Genomic DNA, 21050 nt, shown 5'->3' on the forward strand with positions numbered 1-21050 from the left:
TACGGCAAGCTCGCCTCCCGCACCGCCAAGGCGCTCAAGATCGCCGACCCGTCCCTCGAGCTCGTGATCTGCGGCTCCTCCGGCTCCTCGATGCCCACCTTCGGCGAATGGGAGCGCGTCGTCCTCGAGCACGCGTACGACGACGTCGAGTACGTCTCCTGCCACGCCTACTACCAGGAGTACGACGGCGACCTCGGCTCGTTCCTCGCGTCCTCCGTCGAGATGGAGTACTTCATCGCGACCGTCGCGGCCACCGTCGACCACGTCAAGCACAAGCTCCGCAAGACCAAGGACATCAAGCTCTCCTTCGACGAGTGGAACGTCTGGTACCTCCAGGAGTGGACCGAGAAGGAGAAGGCGGACGCCGCGGGCGACCAGAGCACCCGCGAGTGGGCCTATGCGCCGCGCCTGCTCGAGGACGTCTACTCGGTCGCCGACGCGGTCGTGCTCGGCAACCTCATGATCACGCTGCTGAAGAACTCCGACCGGGTCACCTCGGCGTCGCTCGCGCAGCTCGTCAACGTGATCGCGCCGATCATGACCGAGCCGGGCGGAGCCGCGTGGCGGCAGACCACGTTCTTCCCGTTCTCCACCACCGCTCGCCTCGCGTCGGGCTCGGTCCTGCGGCCGCGGATCGAGGTCGGGTCCTACTCCACCGCGCGCCACGGCGACGCACCGCTGGTCGACTCGGTGGCCACGCTGGATGACGGCCGTGCGGCCGTGTTCCTGGTCAACCGCTCGACGACCGACGCCCTCGAGGTGACCGTCGACGTCAGCGGCCTCGGCGTCACGACCGTCGCCGAGGCGGTCGGGATCTTCGACGAGGACGTCTACGCGAAGAACACCAAGGACGACCAGAACCGCGTCGGTCTCAAGCCCGTCGACGCCGAGCTGGCGGACGGCATGCTGACGCTGACGCTGCCCCCGGTCTCCTGGACGGCGGTCTCCCTGACGGCGTAGCGCCCGGACCAAGTGGGTCTCGATACGCGGGCCTGCGGCCCGCTACTCGACCAGCAGGGAAGGCGAGCTGCGCTCCCTGTTCTCCAAGGACGCGGGCGGCTCATGCTGATCGAGTAGCCCGCACCGCGGGCGTATCGAGCGGCGGGGGCGCCTCCGGCGCCATCGCAGGGCGGGGAAGAGGCCGACGTCCGTGCGGTGGTGGGTCTCGATACGCCCCTGCGGGGCTACTCGACCAGCAGGTCTGCGGGCGTCTCTTCCAAGTAGATCTGCCCCCTTCATGCTGATCGAGCAGCCCGCACCGCGGGCGTATCGAGATCCCCCACCGCCGACGCCCTCAGCGCAGCAGCGCCTCGAGGTCCGCGACACCGCGCCCGGCGAGCGTCGGCCAGAGCGTGCGGTCCGCGCCCGGCGCGAGCTCCGCGTCGTGCGGCACCCCGACCGCGCACGCCCCGGACGCGACGGCCGCCGCGAGCCCGGTCGGCGAGTCCTCGATCGCGACGCAGCGCGCGATGTCGACGCCGAGCGTCGCGGCCGCCAGCAGGTACGGCTCCGGATCCGGCTTGCCGCGTGACACGTCGTCGCCGGTGACGAGCGCGGCGAGCGGCACCTCCGCCGCCAGCGCATCGACGACGACCTGCGCCATCACGCGCGAGGACGTGGTCACGATCGCCTGCCGCACTCCCGCCCGGTGCACATCGCGCAGCAGCTCGCGCGCCCCCGGCCGCCACACCAGCCCGCGGTGCATCTCCGCGAGCACGTCGCGCTCGAGCGCCGCCTCCACCTCGGCGTCCGGCAGCTCGACCCCCGCGGCCTGCAGCGCCCGCACCGTCTGCTCCATCGTGCTGCCGATCAGCGCGAGCGCGTCGGCACGCGTCCACTCGCGGCCGAAGCGCCCGGCGAGCACCTCCTGCGCCCGCACCCATGCAGGCTCCGAGTCGACGATCGTGCCGTCCATGTCCCAGAGCACCGCCTCCAGACCGGTCGCGCTCTCCGGGCCGGGCACTGCCTCGAGCCCGGTCACGACGCGGCCCCCGTCGTGCGGCGCCGACCGAGGACCCCCGCGAGCAGCACCGCCACGATCCCCGCGATCGGCACCACCAGGAGCCCCACCCGCAGCCCCGCGCCGTCGGCGACCAGCCCGACGATCGGCGGCGAGAGCAGGAAGCCCAGCCGCATCAGCCACGAGACGATCGTCACTCCGGTGCCTGCGCGCAGCCCCCGGATCTCGTCGGCCTCGTGCATCGCCGCGGGCACGGTCGTCGCGAGTCCGAAGCCGGCGGCCGCGAATCCGGCGATCGTCCCGGGCACGGAGGGGAACGCGAGCGCCGCTCCCATACCGAGCGCCGCGATGGCCCCGCCGGCCCGCAGCACGGTGCGCTGGCCGAAGCGGTCGACCAGCCGGTCGCCGAGGATCCGCCCGACGAACTGCGCGCCGACCAGCGCGACGAAGCCGTACGCCGCCACCGCCGCGGTCGCCCCGAGCGAACCGCCCAGATAGACGGCGGCCCAGGTCGACGCGGCGTCCTCGACGAGGGTGCCCGCGATCGCCACCGCGACCAGCGCCGCGAGCAGCAGCACCACCCGCGGGCGGATCCGAACCCGCCCGATCGGCGCGGCTCCGGGCTCGGCGGCCGTCTCGTCGTCGCGGCCCCGCAGGAGGAAGCGCAGCGCGGTCAGCGCGACGGCCGCGAAGAGCACCCCCGAGATGCTCAGGTGCACCGCGCGGGGCACGCCGAGCGCGATCGCCCCGGCCGCCATCGAGCCGCCGAGGACCGCGCCGATCGACCAGATCGCGTGGAAGGAGTTGATGATCGAGCGCCCGTAGCGGCGCTGGACCCGCAGACCGTGGCTGTTCTGCGCGACGTCGGTGATCGCATCGGTCGCGCCGGCGAAGGCGAGAGCCCCGGCGAAGACCACCAGCGACGGCGAGAAGCCGGCCAGCACCGTCCCGATCGCGGTGAGGATCGTGCCGAGCACCGCGGCGCGGCCGCTGCCGAGCCGCCGGATCACGACGGCCGCGGCGAGCCCTGCGACGACCGCGCCGGCCGGGAACGCGGCGATCGCGACTCCGTAGGCCGCGTTGTCGAGCGCCAGGTCGGCCTTGATCTCGGGGAAGCGCGGGACGAGGTTGGCGAAGAGCGCGCCGTTGGTGAGGAAGAGCGCGGCGACGGCGGTGCGGGCGCGGCGCGACTCGGTGGACGGCGGCGCGAGGGCGGTGGACATGCGTACGACCGTACACGTAGTGTGTACGATCGTGCACATGGATAGCACCGACCACGTCGCCGACCACTTCGCTGGCGACGACCGCAGCAACCGCGAGCGGATGCTCGCCGGCGACCTCTACATCGCCGACGATCCGGAGAGCACGCGCCTCGCGCAGCGCGCTGCGCGACTCGCCGACGCCTACCACCGCGCCGCCCTCGCCGACGAGGACGCCGCCCGCCCGCTGCTCGTCGAGCTGCTCGGCTCCCTCGGCGAGGGCGCGTTCGTGAAGCCGCCGCTGTTCATCGACTACGGCGAGAACATCACGATCGGCCCGCGCACCTTCGTCAACTACAACCTCACCGCGCTCGACGTCGCGGCGATCACCATCGGCGCCGACTGCCAGATCGGCCCGAACGTCCAGCTGCTCACCCCCACGCACCCGGTGGAGCCCGGTCCGCGCCGCGACAAGCTCGAGGCCGCGCGGCCGATCACGATCGGCGACAACGTCTGGCTCGGCGGCGGGGTAATCGTCTGTCCCGGGGTGAGCATCGGCGACGACAGCGTGATCGGAGCGGGCGCCGTGGTCACCCGCGACATCCCGGCCGGCGTCGTCGCGGTCGGCAATCCGGCGCGAGTGATCCGGAGCGTCACGGAGTGACCGAGACCGCTGAGAGCGAGCCCGCCCCGCGGGCACCGCGCCGCACTGACCCGCACCGGCGCGACCGCATCATCGACGCCTGCCTCGACGTGATCGCGGAGGAGGGGGTCGCCGGCACCTCGCACCGCCGCGTCGCCGCCGCCGCCGACGTGCCGCTGGGCTCGATGAGCTATCACTTCGCCGGGATGGACGAGCTGCTGCACGAGGCCTTCACCCGCTTCGCCGACTCCGTCGCCGAGCAGACGCTGAAGCGGATGACCGACGCCCGCACCCCCGACGAGGCCCGGGAGGCCGTGGTCGACGTCGTCCTGCACGACATCTTCGGCAGCCGCCGCGAGCTCGTGATCACCCACGAGCTCTACACCCTCGCGGCCCGGCGCCCGGAGTACCGCAGCATCACGCACAGCTGGATGGCCCGCTCCCGCGCCGCCCTCGAACGCCACGTCGACCCGATGACCGCCCGCATGCTCGACGCCCTGATGGAGGGCCTCACCATCCACCGCGCCCTCGACGAGGAGCCCGCCGACGACGCCGTCGTCCGCGAGGCCGTCCGCCGCATCCTCGGCTGACCCGCCCCTCTCCCATCCCGCGAGATGCCACTTGTGCACGCTTCTCACGGCGTGTCGCGTGCACAAGTGGCATCTCGCGGAGGGGTCAGGCGGGGGTGGCAGGGTGGAGGGATGGCTTCTCCCCCGGACTTCGACCTCGACGAGCTGCGGGCGCGCGTCCTCGAGGAGGACGGCGGGGAGGTGGACGACAGCATCCCCGAGCTGGCCGCGGCCGATCCGGCGCTGTGCGGGATCGCGCTGGCGCTGCCGGACGGCACCGTGCGCTCGAGCGCGCAGGCGGACGTCGCGTTCAGCATCCAGTCGGCGGTGAAGCCGTTCCTCTTCGCACTCGCCCTGCCAGACACCGACGGCGACGCGCTCGACCGCGTCGGCATCGAGCCGACCGGCGAGGCCTTCGACGCCCTGAAGCTCGAGAGCGGCACCGGCCGCCCGCCGAACCCGATGGTCAACGCGGGCGCCCTGCTGACTGCCGCTCTGGTCGACGGCGGCGACGCGAGCGGCCGAGGCGAGCGCATCGTCCGCGGGCTCTCCGCCTTCGCCGGCCGCTCGCTGGAGGTCGACGAGAGCGTCGCCTCGAACGAGCACCTGCTCGGCGACCGCAACCACGCCCTCGCGCACCTCATGCGCGCCGAGGGCACCCTGCGGCGCAGTGCGGACGACGCCGTCGCCGCCTACGCCCGCGCCTGCGCCGTCCTCGTCGACGCGGAGGCCCTCGCAGTGATGGGCGCGACCCTCGCCCTCGGCGGCGTGAATCCCGTGACCGGCGAGCGCGTCGTGCCGGCGGAGGTCGCCCGCGACGTCGTCTCGGTGATGGCGACCTGCGGCGTCTACGACGGCTCCGGCCGCTGGATGCGCGCCGTCGGCGTCCCCGCCAAGTCGAGCGTCTCCGGCGCGATCGTCCTCTCCGCCCCCGGCCGCCTCGGCGCCGCCGTCGTCAGCCCGCCCCTCGACTCCCAGGGCACCAGCGTCCGCGGCGCCACCGCGAGCACCCTCCTGTCGGCCGAGCTCGCCCTGCACTCCTTCGACCCGACCCCGCGCTGATGCTGATGCTGATCGAGCAGCGCCCGCAGGGCGCGTATCGAGATCCGCCCGCACGGAGCACGTGGGTCTCGATACGCCGCTCCGCGGCTACTCGACCAGCATGGTGGGCCGATCCGCGGCTACTCGACCAGCGTGGAGGGGCCGATCCGCGGCTACCTGACCAGCGTGGAGGGGCCGCCGCGCGAGACCCGCGACCGCGAAGCGGAGCCCCTCGAACGAGCACGCCCTGCATACTGATCGAGTAGCGCCCGCAGGGCGCGTATCGAGATCCGCCCACACGGAGCACGTGGGTCTCGATACGCCGCTCCGCGGCTACTCGACCAGCATGAGTGGGCCGCTCCGCGAGAGCCGCGACCGCGAAACGGAGCCCACGAGTCCGAGCACGTCACTCCCGGCGCAAGGCCGAGGTCACCGGCGAATCGCGTGACAGCGATTCGTCGCACCGGTACGCACGACGCTCTGCGGAACGCGACCGCCCACCCCAGCCGACCGCGGAGCGGATGACGACGAAGGAGGAATCCGCTCTAATCGAGCAGCAGCGCGGGTTCCTCCAGCACGCTCGCGACGTCGGCGACGAAGCGGCTGACGACGTCGCCGTCGACGACGCGGTGGTCGAAGGAGCCGCCGACAGTGGTGACGAAGCGGGGGCGGACCTCGCCGTCGACGACCCAGGGCTTCTGCTTGATGGTGCCGAGGGCGATGATCGCGACCTCGCCGGGGTTGAGGATCGGGGTGCCGGTGTCCATGCCGAACACGCCGATGTTGGTGATGGTGATGGTGCCGTTCTGCATGTCGGCGGCGGAGGTCTTGCCGTCGCGGGCGTCGAGGGTGAGCTTCTCGAGGGCCTGGGCGAGCTCGAGGAGGCTCATCGACTGGGCGTCCTTGACGTTCGGCACGAGCAGGCCGCGCGGGGTCGCCGCGGCGATGCCGAGGTTGACGTAGTGGCGGACGAGGATGTCCGTGTCGGTCCAGGCGGAGTTGACGGTGGGGTTCCGACGCACCGCCCAGATGATGGCCTTGGCCATGATCAGCAGCGGCGAGACCTTGACGCCGGCGAAGTCGGGCGAGTTCTTCAGGCGCTTGACGAACTCCATCGTGCGGGTCGCGTCGACGTCCACGAAGACGCTGACGTGCGGCGCGGTGAAAGCGCTGCGCGACATCGCCGACGCGATCGCCTTGCGGACGCCGCGGACGGGGATGCGGTCCTCGCGGGAGTCGCCCCAGGCGGGGGTCTGGATGTTGCGGAAGACGCTGGCCTGGGAGGCGTGGCGGATGACGTCGTCGCGGGTGACCTCGCCGGCGAGGCCGGTGGCCTGCACCTCGAGCAGGTCGACGTCGAGGTCCTTGGCGAGCTTGCGGATCGGCGGCTTCGCGATGACGGGCAGCGCCGAGGAGGCGGGGACCGAGGTCGGGCGCGGCGCCGCCGCCGGGCGGGCCGGCTTCTCCGGAGCGGTGCCCGCGGCCGGACGGCGACGGCGGGTGGCGACGTGGCCGCCGGCGGTGCCGTAGCCGACCAGCGCGGCGCCGGAGCCCTCGCCCGGCTCGGTGGTCGAGGGGGCGGGCGGGGCGGCGGGCGGCGCGGCCTGCGCGGGCATCGCCGGGATCTCGGAGCCGACCGACCCCGCGCCCTGGACGGTGATGATCGGCGTGCCGACGTCGACCGTTTGGCCCTCGTCGACGAGCACGTCGACCACGGTGCCGCTGAACGGCGAGGGCAGCTCGACGAGCGACTTGGCGGTCTCGATCTCGACGAGGACCTGGTTGACGCTCACCTCGTCGCCGACCTTGACCCGCCAGGAGACGATCTCGGCCTCGGTGAGGCCCTCGCCGACGTCGGGGAGGAGGAAGTGCTCTGTCATCGTCGGGACTCCTGGCTGTGCCGGTTCTGCATGAGGAAAAAGGGGGGCGCGTCGGAAGGCGGGGGCGTCGTCCGGTGCGTCAGTACGCGAGCGAGCGGTCGACGGCCTCGAGGACGCGGTCGACGTCGGGGAGGAAGAGCTTCTCGACCTTGGCGGGCGGGAAGGGCGTGTCGAAGCCCGCGACGCGGAGCACCGGCGCCTCGAGCGAGTAGAACGCCTTCTCGGTGACGGTCGCCGCGATCTCGGAGCCGAGGCTCACGTTCGCGGACGCCTCCTGAGCGACCACGAGCCGGCCGGTCTTGCGGACCGAGGCGAGCAGCGGCTCCCAGTCGATCGGCGAGATCGAGCGCAGGTCGACGACCTCGACGCTGGTCCCCTCCTCACCGGCGAGCTCGGCGGCCTGGAGCAGCACGGAGACCATCGGCCCCCAGCCCACGACCGTGACCTCGTCGCCCTGGCGCACGACGCGGGTCGCGTGCAGCGGGGCGGCGGAGGCGCGGAGGTCGACGTCGCCCTTGGGCCAGTAGCGGCTCTTGGGCTCGAAGAACATCACCGGGTCGTCCGAGGCGATGGCCTCCTGGATCATCCAGTAGGCGTCGTTCGGGGTCGACGGGCTGACCGCGCGCAGACCCGGGGTGTGCGCGAAGTACGCCTCGTTGCTCTCCTGGTGGTGCTCGACCGCTCCGATGTGCCCGCCGTAGGGCACGCGGATGACGACGGGCATCGTGAGCGTGCCCTCGTGCCGGTTGGTCATCTTCGCGAGCTGCGAGGTGATCTGGTCGAAGGCCGGGTAGATGAAGCCGTCGAACTGGATCTCGCAGACCGGGCGGAAGCCGCGCATCGCGAGGCCGATCGCGGTGCCGACGATGCCGGACTCGGCGAGCGGGGTGTCGAGCACGCGCTGCGGCCCGAACTCGGCGTGCAGGCCCTCGGTGATGCGGAAGACGCCGCCGAGAGGGCCGATGTCCTCGCCCATCAGCAGGACGCGGTCGTTCTCGGTCATGGCGCGGCGGAGCCCGGCGTTCAGCGCCTTCGCCATCGACATGGACTCCAGCTGCGTGTCGCTCAGCGGCGGCTGGACGGTGGTGCTCGTGTCGATCGTCATCGCGGGTCGCCTCCCAGCGCGTCCTCGTAGCCCTGAAGCCACGCCTTCTGCTCCGCCACCTGCTGGTGCGGCTCCGAGTACACGTGGTCGAACATCACGTCGACGGGCGGCGCCTCGAGCGCGAGCAGGCGCTGCCGGATGTCGGCGGCGAAGTCCTTCGCCTCCTCGTCCACCTCGTCGAAGAACGACTGCGAGGCGCCGAGTCCGCGCAGGTACGCGGCGAAGCGGGTGATCGGGTCCTTCGCGACCCACGAGGCGAGCTCGTCGTCGGTCCGGTACTTCGTGGGGTCGTCACTCGAGGTGTGCGCGCCGATGCGGTAGGTGAGTGCCTCGATGAACTGGGGGCCGCCGCCGGAGCGGGCGTCGGCGAGGTGCTTCGCGGTGACGGCGTAGCTGGCGAGCACGTCGTTGCCGTCGATCTGCACGCCCGGGATGCCGAAGCCGGAGGAGCGGAGGTAGAGCGGGCTGCGCGACTGCGTGGCGACGGGGACCGAGATCGCGTAGTGGTTGTTCTGCAGGAAGAACACCTCGGGCGTCTGGTAGCTCGCGGCGAAGACCATGGCCTCGCTGACGTCGCCCTGGCTGGAGGCGCCGTCGCCGAAGTAGACGATGACCGCCGCGTCCTTCTCGGGGTCGCCCGTGCCGGTCGCGCCGTCGAAGGTGAGGCCCATCGCGTAGCCGGTCGCGTGCAGCGCCTGCGAGCCGAGGACCAGCGTGTAGAGGTGGAAGTTGCCGTGCGCGGGGTCGGCCGGGTCCCAGCCGCCGTGCGTCACGCCGCGCAGCAGCGCGAGGACGCGGAGCAGGTCGACGCCGCGGACCTTGGCGACGACGTGCTCGCGGTAGGAGGGGAAGACGTGGTCCTGCGGGCGCAGCGCGAACGCGGAGCCGACCTGCGCCGCCTCCTGCCCGTGGCTCGGCACCCAGAGTCCGAGCTGACCCTGACGCTGCAGGTTCGCCGCCTCGATGTCGAACCGGCGGACGACCGCCATCTCGCGGTAGAAGGAGCGGTGCTGCGCCTCGTCGATCCCGTCGAGAAGGGGGGCGTACTGCTCGGCCGCGGGGGTCGGCGCGAACCGGCCGTCCGCGGTGAGGAACTGGACCGTCGGCGTCTCGCTGGTGGCTGCCACCCGACTAACCTATCCGCCTCGCGGGATGCCCCTTCGGGAGGGTCCCGACAATCTCCGCCGCTGCCGTGAGGAGCTTGTCGACAGAACTCGCCTCGCCGACCGAGACCCGGATGCCCTCGGGCGGGAAGGCGCGGACGACCACGCCGGCCCGCTCGAAGACCGCCGCGGCCGCCTCCGTCTGCTCCCGGGTGTCGAACCAGAGGAAGTTCGCCTCGGACTTGGGGATGGTCCAGCCCTGGTCGAGCAGCGCCTGCCAGAGGTGGTCGCGGAGCTGGGCGATGCGGCCGACACGCTCGAGCAGCTCCTCGCGGTGCTCGAGCGAGGCGACCGCCGCGGTCTCCGCGAAGCGGGTGACCGAGAGGGGGATGGCGGTCGAGCGGGCGGCGTCGAGGATCCGCGGGTGCCCGATCGCGTAGCCGACGCGCAGCCCCGCCAGTCCGTAGGCCTTGGAGAAGGTGCGGGCGACGACGAGGTTGGGGTGGCGGCCGAGGAGGGTCGCGCCGTCCACCGCGCGCTCGTCGCCGACGAACTCGGCGTAGGCCTCGTCGAGCAGGACGAGGACGTCGGCCGGCACCTGCTCGAGGAAGGCCGCCACGTCGTCCGCGGTGGCGACGGTCCCGGTGGGGTTGTTCGGGCTGCAGACGATCACCAGGCGGGTGCGCTCGGTGATCGCCTGCGCCATCGCGTCGAGGTCGTGCGTGTCGTCGGCGCGCAGGGGGATGCGCACGCCGGTGGCGCCGGCGGTGGTGATGAGGGAGGGGTAGGCCTCGAAGGAGCGCCAGGCGTGCACGACCTCGTCGCCCGGTCCCGCGGCGGCGGTGATCAGCTGGGCGATGACGGCGACGGAGCCCGCTCCGACGATGACCTCGTCGATCCCGACGCCGTAGCTCTCGGCGAGCGCCGTCCGGAGCGCCGTGGCCGCGGCGTCCGGGTAGCGGTTGAAGTCGGTGATCGCCTGCACCCGCTCGAGCACCGAGGGCAGCGGATCGAACGGGTTCTCGTTGGAGGAGAGCTTGAACGCGTCCGCGGAGGCGGCGCGGCCCTGGCGGTAGGCCGGCAGAGCGAGGATCTCGGGGCGGAGGCGGACGGGTGGCTCCTGCTGGTCGGTCACCCGGACCATGCTATTCGGGCGGCGGCCGGGCGAGCCGCGCGAGGCACCCTCCCGCACCGCCGGATCGCCCGGGTGGAGGCGGGCTGCGCCAGAGTGGAGGCATGCGCAGACTCCTCCTCGGCCTCGCCACCAACGCCGTCGCCCTCTGGCTGACCACGCTCGTCGTCGCGGGCGTCCGCGTCGATCCGTACGAGCAGGGGCCGACCGCCGCGGTGCTCACGTACCTTCTCGTCGCGGTGATCTTCGGCGTCGTCAACTCCGTGGTCGGCGGGGTGGTCCGCGTCGTGGCCTTCCCGCTGTACGTGCTGACGCTCGGTCTCGTCTCCTTCCTGGTGAACGGCCTGCTCCTGCTGCTGACGGCCTGGATCAGCGGCCTCTTCGGGTTCGGCCTGGTCGTGGACGGCTTCTGGTGGGGCGTCCTCGGCGCCCTGGTGCTCGCGATCGTCAACTGGTTCATCGGGCTGCTCCTGCGCCCCTTCGCTCGCGACCGCCGCCGGGACTGACCGGCACGGTCGTCAGCCGGGCGGCGACGCGCGAGTCCGGCGCTCCTCGCCAGAGCGGGAACAGCGCGGCCCCCGTCGCCGCGAGCCGGGGGTCGGCCGCCGCATCGAGGGCGTGCCCGGTCTCGACGTAGGCGTCCAGCGCGTGCGCGGGCACCGGGGTGTCTCGCGGGATCCCCGCCGGGGAGTCGCGCTCGACCAGCACCACCCCCGGCTCCTCCGCCGCCGTCCGGCCGAAGCCGCCGAGCGCCGGCACCAGGTCGTCGGAGTGCTCGATCGAGAGCGAGCGCGTCCCTTCCGGCAGATCCAGCCCGCGCACCGGACTGCCGAAGGTGACGACGTCGTGCACGTCGTAGCGCCCCGACTGCGCCACCCGGAGGGCGACCAGCCCGCCCTGCGAGTGCGCGGCGATCGTGACGGGAGCCCCGGCGGGGATCCCCGCCGCCGCCATCGCCGCGAGCGCTCCCTCGACGGAGGCGGCGCGCCCGCCCGCCATCGCCTGCAGGTTCGAGGGGGCCCCGAAGGCCTGCTCCGGGTCGGCGCTCCAGTCGGTGGTGCCGGAGAGCGTGACGAGCCACTCCCCGCCGTAGCGCTCGATCACCACCTGCGGACCGTCGGGATCGCTCGGCGGGATCCGCGCCGCGAGCTCCCCCCAGCCCGTCGGCGCGACGAGCGGGTCGACCGGCGGCGGCACCCGCTCCACCCGCAGCTCCCGCTCACCCGGCGCCGGCAGCACGCCGAACACCGTCCCCAGGATGACGAGCACCCCCGCCGCCGACTGCACCCCGTTCCCGATCACCTGCTCGGACGACGGCCGCCCGACCGCGTCGGCCAGCGGCGGCGGGAGCAGCAGCACCCCGATCTCGGTGCCGAGGCCGATCGAGGAGATCACCCCGCGCAGGCCCTCGATCAGGAGCGGGTCGCCCAGCAGCGCCCGGACGAGGTCCTCCCCCTCCTCCGCCAGGTCGGCCTCGGCACCCTCGTCCCCCGCGAGGGCCCGCGCCGCCGCCGAGACCGACCCGAACGCGGCGTCGGCGACCGCCCGGACCAGCACCGCCGCGTCCTCGACGGCACCGGGGAGCCGCCGCGCGAGGGACTCGCCCGCACGCCGCTCGAAGAGCGCGACGGCGGTCTGAGGCCCGAGGACCTCCGGCATCCCCGGTGCCGCGTCCTCCTCCGCCCGCTCGTACCCCGCCGCCGCCGCGGCGAGCGCCTCCCGGAGCGCCACCGCCTCGGCCTCGAGCAGGCGGAGCCGATCGCCGAGCGCCGCCGGCTCGCCCGCCCGGGCCGGCGCCGCGAGCTGCACCGCGGGGACGAGCCCGTCGCCGAGCACCGCGCACTCGGCCAGCCCCGCCGCGAGCCCCTCGAGCACCCGCCGGCGCTCGTCGAGCTCGGCCGTCTCCACCCGCACAGGGGACGGCGCCCTCACCCGCCCGCCCCCACTGCCAGCCCGCGCGCCGCCGCCTCCGCCGTCGCGAGCCCGGCCAGCAGCTCGGCCGCCCGCTCGGCGTACTCCCGCGCCGCCGACCCCTCCCAGTCGGCGTCGGGCAGGAGTCCGCCCGCCTCCCCGCGCAGCACCCCGATCCGCTCGGCGAGCGCCGCCACCGCCGCGCTCGGCCACGGCGCCGCCGCACCCGTCGCTCCCCCTGCAGCCGCCTCGACGCCCATCCGCCACCTCCCTTCTCTCGATGCCCGCGGCCAGCCTCGGGCACCGCGGTCGGCCGCGGGCGGGCGCTCCCCCGAACGGTGGAGAGGTCGAGAATCCGCCCTCTGTGGAGGACCGCCGGTGCGCCATGATGGGCGGGTGACCCCCTCTACCGCGCCGTCGGCGTTCGCCGTGTGCTTCGTCTGCACCGGCAACATCTGCCGGTCGCCGATGGCGGAGGTGGTGCTGCGCTCCCTCGCCGAGCAGGCCGGGCTCGGCTCGGTCATCACGATCACCTCCGCCGGCACCGGCGAGTGGCACCTCGGCGAGCACGCCGACCACCGCGCCCTCGAGGCGCTCGATCGCCGCGGACTCGACGGCGCCCCGCACCGCGCGCGGCTCTTCGACCCCGCGCTCTTCGAGGAGTTCGACCTCGTCGTCGCCCTCGATCACGGCCACGAGCGGGCGCTGCGCTCCTGGGCGCGCACCGACGTCGACCGGCAGAAGATCCGGCGCCTGCTCGCCTTCGAGCCGGGCCTCTCGGCGCAGGGCGACGTCCCCGACCCCTACTATTCCGATGCGGCGGCGTTCGACTCGGTGCTCGCGCTGATCGAGCGCGCGTGCCGGGCGCTCTTCGCCCAGATCGAACCGGGACTGCGCGGCAACCGCACGGTCCGCACCGACCCGCGATCGAGCCTCCAGAGCGCGCGGGACCCCCGAGAACCGGAAGGCACCACCGCATGACCTCGCTCCCTCCCCAGCCGCTCAGCCCGCTCGACGGCCGTTACAGCGCCGCCGTCTCCGCCCTCGGCGAGCACCTGTCGGAGGCCGGTCTGAACCGAGCGCGCGTGCACGTGGAGGTGGAGTGGCTCCTCGCCCTCACCGACCGCCGCCTCTTCGGCTCCGAGCCGGTCGAGGCCGCCGCCGCCGAGGAGCTCCGCCGCCGCGCCCGCGACTTCGGCCAGCCCGAGATCGACCGCCTGGCCGAGCTCGAGGCCGTCACCCGCCACGACGTGAAGGCGGTCGAGTACCTGGTGCGCCAGTGGCTGGCCGAGCTGGGTCTGGACCGCATCGCCGAGCTCACCCACTTCGCCGCGACCAGCGAGGACATCAACAACCTCTCCTACGCGCTCGTCGTCCGCCGGGCCGTCGAGGACGTCTGGCTGCCGAAGCTGCGCTCGGTCGTCGCCTCCTTGCGCGAGCTCGCCGTCCGCTACCGCGACGAGTCGATGCTCAGCCGCACCCACGGCCAGCCCGCGACGCCGACGACGATGGGCAAGGAGTTCGCCGTCTACGCCTTCCGCCTCGAGCGGGTCGTCGTGCAGCTCGAGGCCACGGAGTACCTCGGCAAGTTCAGCGGAGCGACCGGCACCTTCGCGGCGCACCTCGCGGCGGATCCGGACACCGACTGGGCGGCCCTCGCGGCGGAGTTCGTCGGCTCCCTCGGCCTCGTCTTCAACCCGCTCACCACCCAGATCGAGTCGCACGACTGGCAGGCCGAGCTCTACGGCAAGGCCGCGCACGCGAACCGGATCCTGCACAACATCTGCACCGACGTCTGGACCTACATCTCGCTCGGCTACTTCCGGCAGATCCCGCAGGCCGGCGCGACCGGTTCGTCGACGATGCCGCACAAGATCAACCCGATCCGGTTCGAGAACGCCGAGGCGAACCTCGAGCTCTCCAGCGCACTGCTCGACTCGCTCGCGCAGACCCTGGTCACCTCGCGGCTGCAGCGCGACCTCACCGACTCGACGACGCAGCGCAACATCGGCGTCGCGTTCGGCCACTCGCTGCTCGCGCTCGACAACATCGCCCGCGGTCTGCTCGAGATCGACCTCGATCCGCGCGCCCTCGCCGCCGACCTCGACACCAACTGGGAGGTGCTCGCGGAGGCGATCCAGACCGTCATCCGCGCCGAGGTCGTCGCGGGACGCTCCTCGATCACCGACCCGTACGCGATGCTCAAGGACCTCACCCGCGGCAAGCGCCTCGGCGCCGAGGACCTCGCGGTCTTCGTCGACGGCCTCGACATCGGCGCTGCCGCGAAGGCCCGTCTGCTCGCGCTGACGCCCGCCGGCTACACCGGTCTGGCCTCGGAGCTGGTCGACCGCCTGAGCTGAGCCGCCATCGAGCTCGCCTGCGAGGGAGCTCGACGGCGACGGCCCCCGGCGCGGATGTCGGGGGTCCTGCCTAGTGTCGGAGAATGTCCCCCGATGCAGTGCCCGCCCCGGACTGCGCTGCCCCGGACCGCGCTGCCCTCGACTGCGCTGCCCGGGGCTGCGCCCTCGACGGCTGCCGTTCGGCCGCCGAGCCAGGTGCGCCGGTCGCTCTCTGCAGCGCGCACCTCGGGCTCGCGCACGACTGGGTGGCGCGCGAGGACGGCGTCGTCGACGCCCTCCCGTCGCCGTGCCTCGTCTGCGGCTCGCGGCTGGGCGTCCGGCACCCCTCCGGCTGGCTCTGCGCGGCCTGCGAGTGGCGGCTCGGCGACGCGCCCGACGGCGAGCTGCCGCCGCCGCGCGTCGAGGTCGTCTACTACATCCGCTTCGCCGGGCGTATCAAGATCGGCACCAGCGGCAACCCACGGCAGCGCCTGCACCGGCTGCGGCACGAGGAGCTGCTCGCCTTCGAGCGCGGCGGGCGGGCACTGGAGCAGCACCGCCACGCGCAGTTCGCCGTCGAGCGGCTGGAGCGGACGGAGTGGTTCACCCGCAGCGCCGCGCTCGACCGGCACGTCGAGGCGGTGCGGGCGGGCGAGCCCGACCCGTGGGCCCTTTATCGCCGCTGGTGCAGCGAGGCGCTCGCGCTGCGCACCTGACCCGCCGCGGGGTCGCGCGGCCGACCGGCACGCCCCTGGGACCGGTAGGCGCGTCCGGGCGCCGGATCAGCGCGTCCAGGCGTCCGGTCAGCGCTCCGTAGGCGTCCGGTCAGCGCGTCCAGGCGTCCACGAGAAGCGGGCCGCGGATCTCGCGCAGCTCGTCGAGCAGCCGGTCGACGAGTCCCGCCGAGACGCCCGACGCGAGGACGTCGTGCGGCCCGAGCGGAGGCAGGCGCCCGGTCCGCACCCGCACCACCTCCCAGCCGACCGCCCGCAGCGCGCGGTCCTTCCGCCGGTCCGCCTCCTCGCGATGCCCCACGTGCTCGAGCCCGTGGCGGCCCGTGGAGTCGTACTCGATCGCCACCCGCAGCTCGCTCAGCACGATGTCCGGCCACGCCTCCAGATGCTCGAAGAACGGCCGGCTCAGCCGCACCGCCGTGAACCCCGGCTCGAACTCGAGCCGCTCGGCGAGCAGCGCACGGAGCCGCGCCTCGACCGCCGATGCGGGCGGAGGCGCGCAGGCGCTGACGAAGGGCTCTCCCGGCGGGAGCTGCGGGGTCTTCGAGCAGATCCGCGGCGAGCGCGACCTCGTCGGCGTGCGGGCGGGACGGGGCGGGCGCGCACCAGCAGGCTCGGGAGCAGGGGTCGACGGACGCTCGACCACCGGCTCCACCGCCGGCCGCGGCGTCCGGGGCTTCGCGAGCGCCGCGCAGTCGGGGCACCAGGACGAGCGCCGCCGCTCCCGGCCCGGCCGGTGCCGCTGCTCCTCGGGAGTCGCGACGAACACGTGTCCCGCGTCGCACAGCCAGCACAGGTAGACGTCGGCCGCCGGCGGAATCTGGCTGAGGACGATCCCCCCGTTGTACTCGGGCCGGTACTGGAGCACGAGCACCGGGAACGACGCCCACGCCTCCCGGTACGTCCCCACCGGATACGGGACGTCGACCCCTCGCGAGAACCGCCGCCGCTCCCACCACCGCCCGATCGCCTCCGCCACCCCCGCACGCTAACCCGGACCACCGACGCCGCCGCGTGCATGCCGATCGAGGAGCCCGCGGGGCGGGCGTTCCGAAGGGGAGCGGCAGCAGAAGGGGAGTCTGCAGACCCGCCGTGCTGAGCACGGTGGGTCTCGATACGCCCCTGCGGGGCTACTCGACCAGCATGCAGGGACCTGCGGGCTACTCGACCAGCATGCAGCGACCTGCGGGCTACTCAAGCAACATCGCAACGCGCTGCAGGGCTACTCGACCAGACGGCCGGGGACGGAGTCCGACTGAACAGTGGGGCTCGATCCGGGTCCGCTCGCGCGAATCAGGGCTGTCGAGTGGCCGCGGGCTGGGCTCCGCTCGGGACACGAGGCCCGCTGCCGGTCCATTCGCGTCCTCATGCTGATCGAGCAGCCCGCGGAGCGGGCGTATCGAGCGGAGGGGGCGCCTCCGGCGCCATCGCAGGGCGGGGAAGAGACCGGCCTCCATGCGGTGGTGGGTCTCGATACGCCCCTGCGGGGCTACCCGACCAGCATGCAGGGCCCCGTGGGGCTACCCGACGACCAGCATGCAGGGCCCCGTGGGGCTACTCCTGCGGCGAGGGGCGTCGCCTGCGGGCGAGGAGGGCGGCGGCGAGACCGAGGACGAGGGCGGCCAGGCCGCCGCCGAGCCACGGGCCGGGATGGGCTCCGGAGTCGGCCAGGGTCGTGCTCACCTTCGGGACGACCGGCGTCGGCGAGACGACGGTCGTCTCGCCCGGTGCTCCGCACTCCCCGCGATGGACGACCGTTCCGTCCTTCGTGGCGAGCGTCTCGACCCAGTAGTAGTCGCCGGGCTCGGTGAACCGGGTCTCACCGGACCAGTAGGAGACGTCCTCGTTCAGGCCGGGTGTCGTGGCGACGGGGCTGCCCGATCCGTCGAAGACGCGGTTCGCCGGCGTGCACGTGTCCTGGTCGCCGCTCCTCCTGAACGCCTCGAACGTGATCTCCGCGCCGACCGGGACCCAGCCGTTCACGACGGCCTCGTCCCGCACCGGTTCGCCCACCTGCACTGCCGGGGTGGCCCGGGTACGGACGTCGGGAGTGTGCACGGTGGTCGTCTCGCCGGGCGCTCCGCACGCACCCTGGGCGAGGATCCTCCCGTCGTAGGAGTGCAGCTCCTCCACCCAGTGCACGGCGCCCGCGGTGGTGAAGACGACCGGGGGCGAGGTGTAGGTGCCCGCCTTCTCGACGACGACCGGGGTGCCGGTCGTGTCGGCCACCAGCGTCGCCTCGTCGCAGACCGGCGGCACGCTGTCAGCGGCGGACACCGTGCCGACAGCCAGGTAGGCCTTCCACACCAGGTACGCGCCCTTCGGCGTGTCCCCGGTGACGATCGCGTCGTCGGTCGCACCGTCGTGGACCGCGCTGTCGGTCTGCGCCTTCGACGTCACGTCGGGCACGGTCACCGTCGTGGTCTCCCCCGGCACTCCGCACTCGCCGCGGTGCAGGACGCGGCCGTCCTTCGTCCGCAGCGTCTCCACCCAGTGATGGACACCCGGCTCCGTGAAGCGGACCTCGCTCGACCAGTAGGACCTCTTCTCGTTCCGGCCCGCGGCGACCGCGACGGGCGACGTCGAGCCGTCGTAGACGCGGGACTCGACGGTGCAGGAGGCCCGGTCGCCGGTCTGCCGGTACGCCTCGAAGGTGATCACGGCGCCCGCCGGCACCTCGCCGTCGACGACCGCCTCGTCCTTCGCGGTGTCCGACAGCGGCACGGAGGGCGTCGCCTTCGTGCGGACCTCCGGGGTCGTCACGCGCACGACCTCGCCCTTCGTGTTCCATCCGTCCGCCCAGCCCGTCGTGAAGAGCGTCTCGGGGGCGGACCAGACCCAGACGATGTGGCCGGCCGAGTCCGCCGGCGCGGTCACCGCCTCCGAGGTGTAGGTGCCGGGACCCTCGACGACGATGCGCGAGGTCGTCAGGACCCTGGCGTTCTCCGGTCGCGTCGCCGGGACCGCTCCGGTGCCGGGGACCCAGTAGGCGGTGCCCGTGAAGGTGACGGGGACGCTCCTCCCGTCCTTCTTCAGCCAGGCTCCGGTGTCCTTCACCGTGAGGGTGTCGGTGGAGGTCGTGGCGACGGGGATCTCGTCGTCCGTGACCCGGGTCTCCGCCGCGACCGTCGTCGGCGAGAGATGCGTCTCCGCGACCAGCCCGAACCCGTCCGACCAGGTGTAGCCGTCGGGGAGGAACGGCTTCACCCGGTCCGGCTGCGACGCCTCCTCGACGCGCCAGACCCAGGTGTAGAACCCGGCCGAGGGGACCGTGACTCCCGGGGAGGTGTACATTCCCGGGCCGGTCGCGGTCAGCTCGGCGCTTCCGGCGACGGGCGCGCCCGGCGGCACCGCGTCCGCCTGCGCCGGCTCCTCGGCGTACGGACCGTGGAGCGTGCCGCGGTAGACCACCGGCACGGGCGCGCCGTCGAGGGTGCGCCACTCCCCCGACCCGGGTGCGACGCCCGCCGTGACGGTGTCGGTCGCCTGCGTCCCGGCCTCCACGCGTCGTGTCGAGACCTGCGTCGATCCGATCGGTGAGAACAGGGTCGGGATCGGTGCGGAGGCCGCCGTGGCGGCGGCGATCGTGAACGAGCCGTCGATCTTCTGCCCCTTCGACGCGGTCCACTGCTCGGAGGTCACCCCTGGAGCCCAGGTCATGATGTTGCCCAGGTAGCCGGAGGCACCCGCCACCCGGATCTCGTCGGTCCGCGCCTCGACGCCGAAGGAGGGGCCAGCGCTCGGGACGACGCGGAACGTCCGCGACTCCCCGCCCTTCATCGTCGACTCCCCGGATCCGGTGTCGTCGAACACCGCGTTCGTCAGATGCACCGTCCCCGCCTGCCCGGGCGGATCGGTCCGAGCCGTGACTCTGCCGGTGCCCGCGCTCGACTGCATGTCGAGACTCAGCGACGCCGACCCGGACGTCCGTCCCGGCTGCACCGCCGTCACGCCGGCGGCCTCCGCCCGGTACTGCCTCAGCAGCTCGAGCACGGCATCGCGGTTGCCGCCGGCGCGGGCGCTGTAGTAGACGTCGCCCGGCATGCCGTTGCCGTTGTACGCGGCGTTGTCCGCCACGTCCCACACGTACAGCGCGACGGCGGCCGCGGTGTTCGCGTCCTCCGTGTCGCCGTGGACGTCCATGACGTAGCTCAGACGTGCGAGCTGATCCGGCGACAGGGAGTTCCAGTCGCTGTTCAGCGACGGACCGGACGTCGGGCTGTACGGGATCGACGCCCTGATCTGCAGGCAGTAGGCCAGCGTCCCGTCCGGATGGCGGTAGGCGCCGAGGAAGCCCTTCCCCAGGTCGAAGCCCGCGCCGTGCGTGGCCGCCGACGCCGACAGCGGCGCGAGGAACGACGAGGTCACCGCCAGCGACGTGCCGGCCCCGCCGACCAGTCCCGCCGCCAGGAGGCCTGCAACCAGTCGGCGCCCCACCCGCATCCGGCCGCGGTGCGCGCCGCTCGGCCACACCGCCGCTCGTCTCCGGACACGCTGCCCGCCCACCGCGGCTCTCGCGGACTCCCCCGCCCGTCGTCGTCGATCCATGCCGTTCTCTCCCCTGTGTGCGTCGAGGCTCGCGCCTCACGCGAGCGCCGGATGCGGTCGCGTACCGGCACGCGAGAGGCGCGCCGACGGACACCAAGGTAACCGATCCGTGGGATCATGATTCCGCTGGCGCGAATCATCCGGTACCCAGACGGTGTGGCAATACGCGCCTGTGGGATCTCGATGCGGCACCGTGCGGGAGGATGGGCGTCATGCCTTCGTCCACGTCGTCCACGAGGAGCCGAGCGACCCCGGAGGAGGCCGACCTGGCCGTCCGGGTGGTCGGCAGCGAGATCAACCGGGGGATCCTGAGGTCGCTCTCCCGCGCGGCGCGTCCCGAGCAGGGCCTGCTCTTCGGCGAGCTGGTGGAGGCGATCGGCCCGGAGCTGCCGACCGGCCGCGCCACGACGACGAGCCTCTACCGGCACCTCATCGAGCTGGAGGACGCCGGAGTGGTCCTCGGCAACCTCCCGCGCGAGCAGCGCCGCGGACGCTCGGTCCAGTACCGCATCGTCGCGTCCCGCCTCGAGGAGATCTACGCACGCAGCCTGGCGTACGCACTCGGCGAGACCGCCCGCGACGACGTCTCGCCGTAGAGCGGCCCGCTCACCGGGCGAGGGTGCTGCCGCACGGCGGGTGACGGCGGGTCTAGATACGCCCCTGCGGGGCTACTCGACCAGCATGCAGGGGGCACCCGCGACACCAGCGGTGGCGTCTGCAGGCTCCATACACCGACAACCGCGGGTCTCGATACGCCCCTCCGGGGCTACTCGACCAGCATGCAAGAGGCACCCGCGACACCAGCGGTGGCGTCTGCAGGCTCCACACACCGACAACCGCGGGTCTCGATACGCCCCTCCGGGGCTACTCGACCAGCATGCACGGG

General features: G+C 73.3%; 19 protein-coding genes. 9 read left to right on the forward strand and 10 right to left on the reverse strand.

The window, feature by feature from the left end; all coding sequences use genetic code 11:
• Positions 1 to 960: alpha-L-arabinofuranosidase C-terminal domain-containing protein (locus tag EDF22_RS14715; protein ID WP_311316357.1), on the forward strand; the 960-nt coding region annotated here is incomplete at its 5' end.
• A 334-nt stretch (positions 961 to 1294) separates the two neighbouring features.
• Here the strand turns inward: EDF22_RS14715 and EDF22_RS14720 are convergent.
• Together EDF22_RS14720 and EDF22_RS14725 are read right to left on the reverse strand one after the other, a co-directional pair.
• Positions 1295 to 1981 (reverse strand): HAD family phosphatase, encoded by a 687-nt coding sequence (locus EDF22_RS14720; protein WP_260303482.1) that lies wholly within the window; start codon positions 1979 to 1981, stop codon positions 1295 to 1297.
• Positions 1978 to 3183: an MFS transporter gene (locus tag EDF22_RS14725; RefSeq protein ID WP_123705648.1), complete on the reverse strand. Its 1206-nt coding sequence runs from the start codon at positions 3181 to 3183 to the stop codon at positions 1978 to 1980. Before EDF22_RS14725 ends, EDF22_RS14720 begins: the two co-directional genes overlap by 4 nt.
• 37 nt (positions 3184 to 3220) lie before the next feature.
• Here EDF22_RS14725 and EDF22_RS14730 point away from each other — a divergent pair, with 37 nt between their 5' ends.
• The 3 genes from EDF22_RS14730 to glsA all read left to right on the forward strand — a co-directional run bounded on the left by EDF22_RS14730 (position 3221) and on the right by glsA (position 5433).
• Entirely contained in the window at positions 3221 to 3823 is a 603-nt protein-coding gene (locus EDF22_RS14730; RefSeq protein WP_123705649.1) for a sugar O-acetyltransferase, read from the forward strand.
• Entirely contained in the window at positions 3820 to 4392 is a 573-nt protein-coding gene (locus tag EDF22_RS14735) for a TetR/AcrR family transcriptional regulator (RefSeq protein ID WP_123705650.1), read from the forward strand. The genes EDF22_RS14730 and EDF22_RS14735 overlap by 4 nt, the downstream gene beginning before the upstream one ends.
• A 111-nt stretch (positions 4393 to 4503) precedes the next feature.
• On the forward strand, positions 4504 to 5433 hold the full coding sequence (gene glsA, locus EDF22_RS14740; protein ID WP_123705651.1) for a glutaminase A: 930 nt from the start codon (positions 4504 to 4506) through the stop codon (positions 5431 to 5433).
• 524 nt (positions 5434 to 5957) lie between these two features.
• Here the strand turns inward: glsA and EDF22_RS14745 are convergent.
• From EDF22_RS14745 to hisC, 4 genes are all read right to left on the reverse strand, one after another.
• Positions 5958 to 7292 (reverse strand): dihydrolipoamide acetyltransferase family protein, encoded by a 1335-nt coding sequence (locus EDF22_RS14745; protein WP_123705652.1) that lies wholly within the window; start codon positions 7290 to 7292, stop codon positions 5958 to 5960.
• A 79-nt stretch (positions 7293 to 7371) separates the two neighbouring features.
• Positions 7372 to 8337: an alpha-ketoacid dehydrogenase subunit beta gene (locus EDF22_RS14750; protein WP_372487859.1), complete on the reverse strand. Its 966-nt coding sequence runs from the start codon at positions 8335 to 8337 to the stop codon at positions 7372 to 7374.
• Between the two features lie 56 nt (positions 8338 to 8393).
• Positions 8394 to 9524 carry a thiamine pyrophosphate-dependent dehydrogenase E1 component subunit alpha gene (locus tag EDF22_RS14755; protein ID WP_123705654.1) on the reverse strand — a complete coding sequence of 377 codons (1131 nt, stop codon included), beginning with the start codon at positions 9522 to 9524 and terminating at the stop codon, positions 8394 to 8396.
• A gap of 4 nt (positions 9525 to 9528) precedes the next feature.
• Positions 9529 to 10644, reverse strand: coding sequence for a histidinol-phosphate transaminase (gene hisC, locus EDF22_RS14760; protein ID WP_123705655.1), 1116 nt, complete (start codon positions 10642 to 10644; stop codon positions 9529 to 9531).
• 92 nt (positions 10645 to 10736) lie between these two features.
• On the opposite strand from hisC, the gene EDF22_RS14765 reads away from it, so the two are divergent.
• Entirely contained in the window at positions 10737 to 11138 is a 402-nt protein-coding gene (locus EDF22_RS14765; RefSeq protein WP_123705656.1) for a phage holin family protein, read from the forward strand.
• Here EDF22_RS14765 and EDF22_RS14770 read toward each other — a convergent pair.
• On the reverse strand, positions 11089 to 12540 hold the full coding sequence (locus EDF22_RS14770) for a hypothetical protein (RefSeq protein ID WP_123705657.1): 1452 nt from the start codon (positions 12538 to 12540) through the stop codon (positions 11089 to 11091). The genes EDF22_RS14765 and EDF22_RS14770 overlap by 50 nt on opposite strands.
• Before the next feature lie 20 nt (positions 12541 to 12560).
• Positions 12561 to 12803: a hypothetical protein gene (locus EDF22_RS14775; protein ID WP_123444667.1), complete on the reverse strand. Its 243-nt coding sequence runs from the start codon at positions 12801 to 12803 to the stop codon at positions 12561 to 12563.
• A gap of 136 nt (positions 12804 to 12939) precedes the next feature.
• On the opposite strand from EDF22_RS14775, the gene EDF22_RS14780 reads away from it, so the two are divergent.
• The 3 genes from EDF22_RS14780 to EDF22_RS14790 all read left to right on the forward strand — a co-directional run bounded on the left by EDF22_RS14780 (position 12940) and on the right by EDF22_RS14790 (position 15598).
• Positions 12940 to 13524, forward strand: a complete 585-nt coding sequence (locus EDF22_RS14780) for a low molecular weight protein-tyrosine-phosphatase (RefSeq protein WP_311316358.1) — start codon at positions 12940 to 12942, stop codon at positions 13522 to 13524.
• Positions 13521 to 14903, forward strand: a complete 1383-nt coding sequence (gene purB, locus EDF22_RS14785; protein WP_123444666.1) for an adenylosuccinate lyase — start codon at positions 13521 to 13523, stop codon at positions 14901 to 14903. Before EDF22_RS14780 ends, purB begins: the two co-directional genes overlap by 4 nt.
• A gap of 83 nt (positions 14904 to 14986) precedes the next feature.
• Entirely contained in the window at positions 14987 to 15598 is a 612-nt protein-coding gene (locus EDF22_RS14790) for a GIY-YIG nuclease family protein (protein ID WP_260303484.1), read from the forward strand.
• Positions 15599 to 15707: 109 nt separating this feature from the next.
• Here the strand turns inward: EDF22_RS14790 and EDF22_RS14795 are convergent, their stop codons facing one another.
• Both EDF22_RS14795 and EDF22_RS14800 read right to left on the reverse strand, forming a co-directional pair.
• Positions 15708 to 16595 carry a hypothetical protein gene (locus EDF22_RS14795; protein ID WP_243839839.1) on the reverse strand — a complete coding sequence of 296 codons (888 nt, stop codon included), beginning with the start codon at positions 16593 to 16595 and terminating at the stop codon, positions 15708 to 15710.
• 575 nt (positions 16596 to 17170) lie between these two features.
• Positions 17171 to 20053 (reverse strand): hypothetical protein, encoded by a 2883-nt coding sequence (locus EDF22_RS14800; protein WP_148059202.1) that lies wholly within the window; start codon positions 20051 to 20053, stop codon positions 17171 to 17173.
• Between the two features lie 323 nt (positions 20054 to 20376).
• Between EDF22_RS14800 and EDF22_RS14805 the strand changes: the two genes are divergently transcribed.
• The gene (locus EDF22_RS14805) at positions 20377 to 20760 is read left to right on the forward strand and encodes a hypothetical protein (protein ID WP_148059203.1); all 384 of its coding nucleotides are present in this window, start codon (positions 20377 to 20379) and stop codon (positions 20758 to 20760) included.
• The last annotated feature ends 290 nt before the right edge of the window (positions 20761 to 21050 follow it).

The organism is Rathayibacter sp. PhB127 (assembly GCF_003751665.1).
GTDB classification, from domain to species: domain Bacteria; phylum Actinomycetota; class Actinomycetes; order Actinomycetales; family Microbacteriaceae; genus Rathayibacter; species Rathayibacter festucae.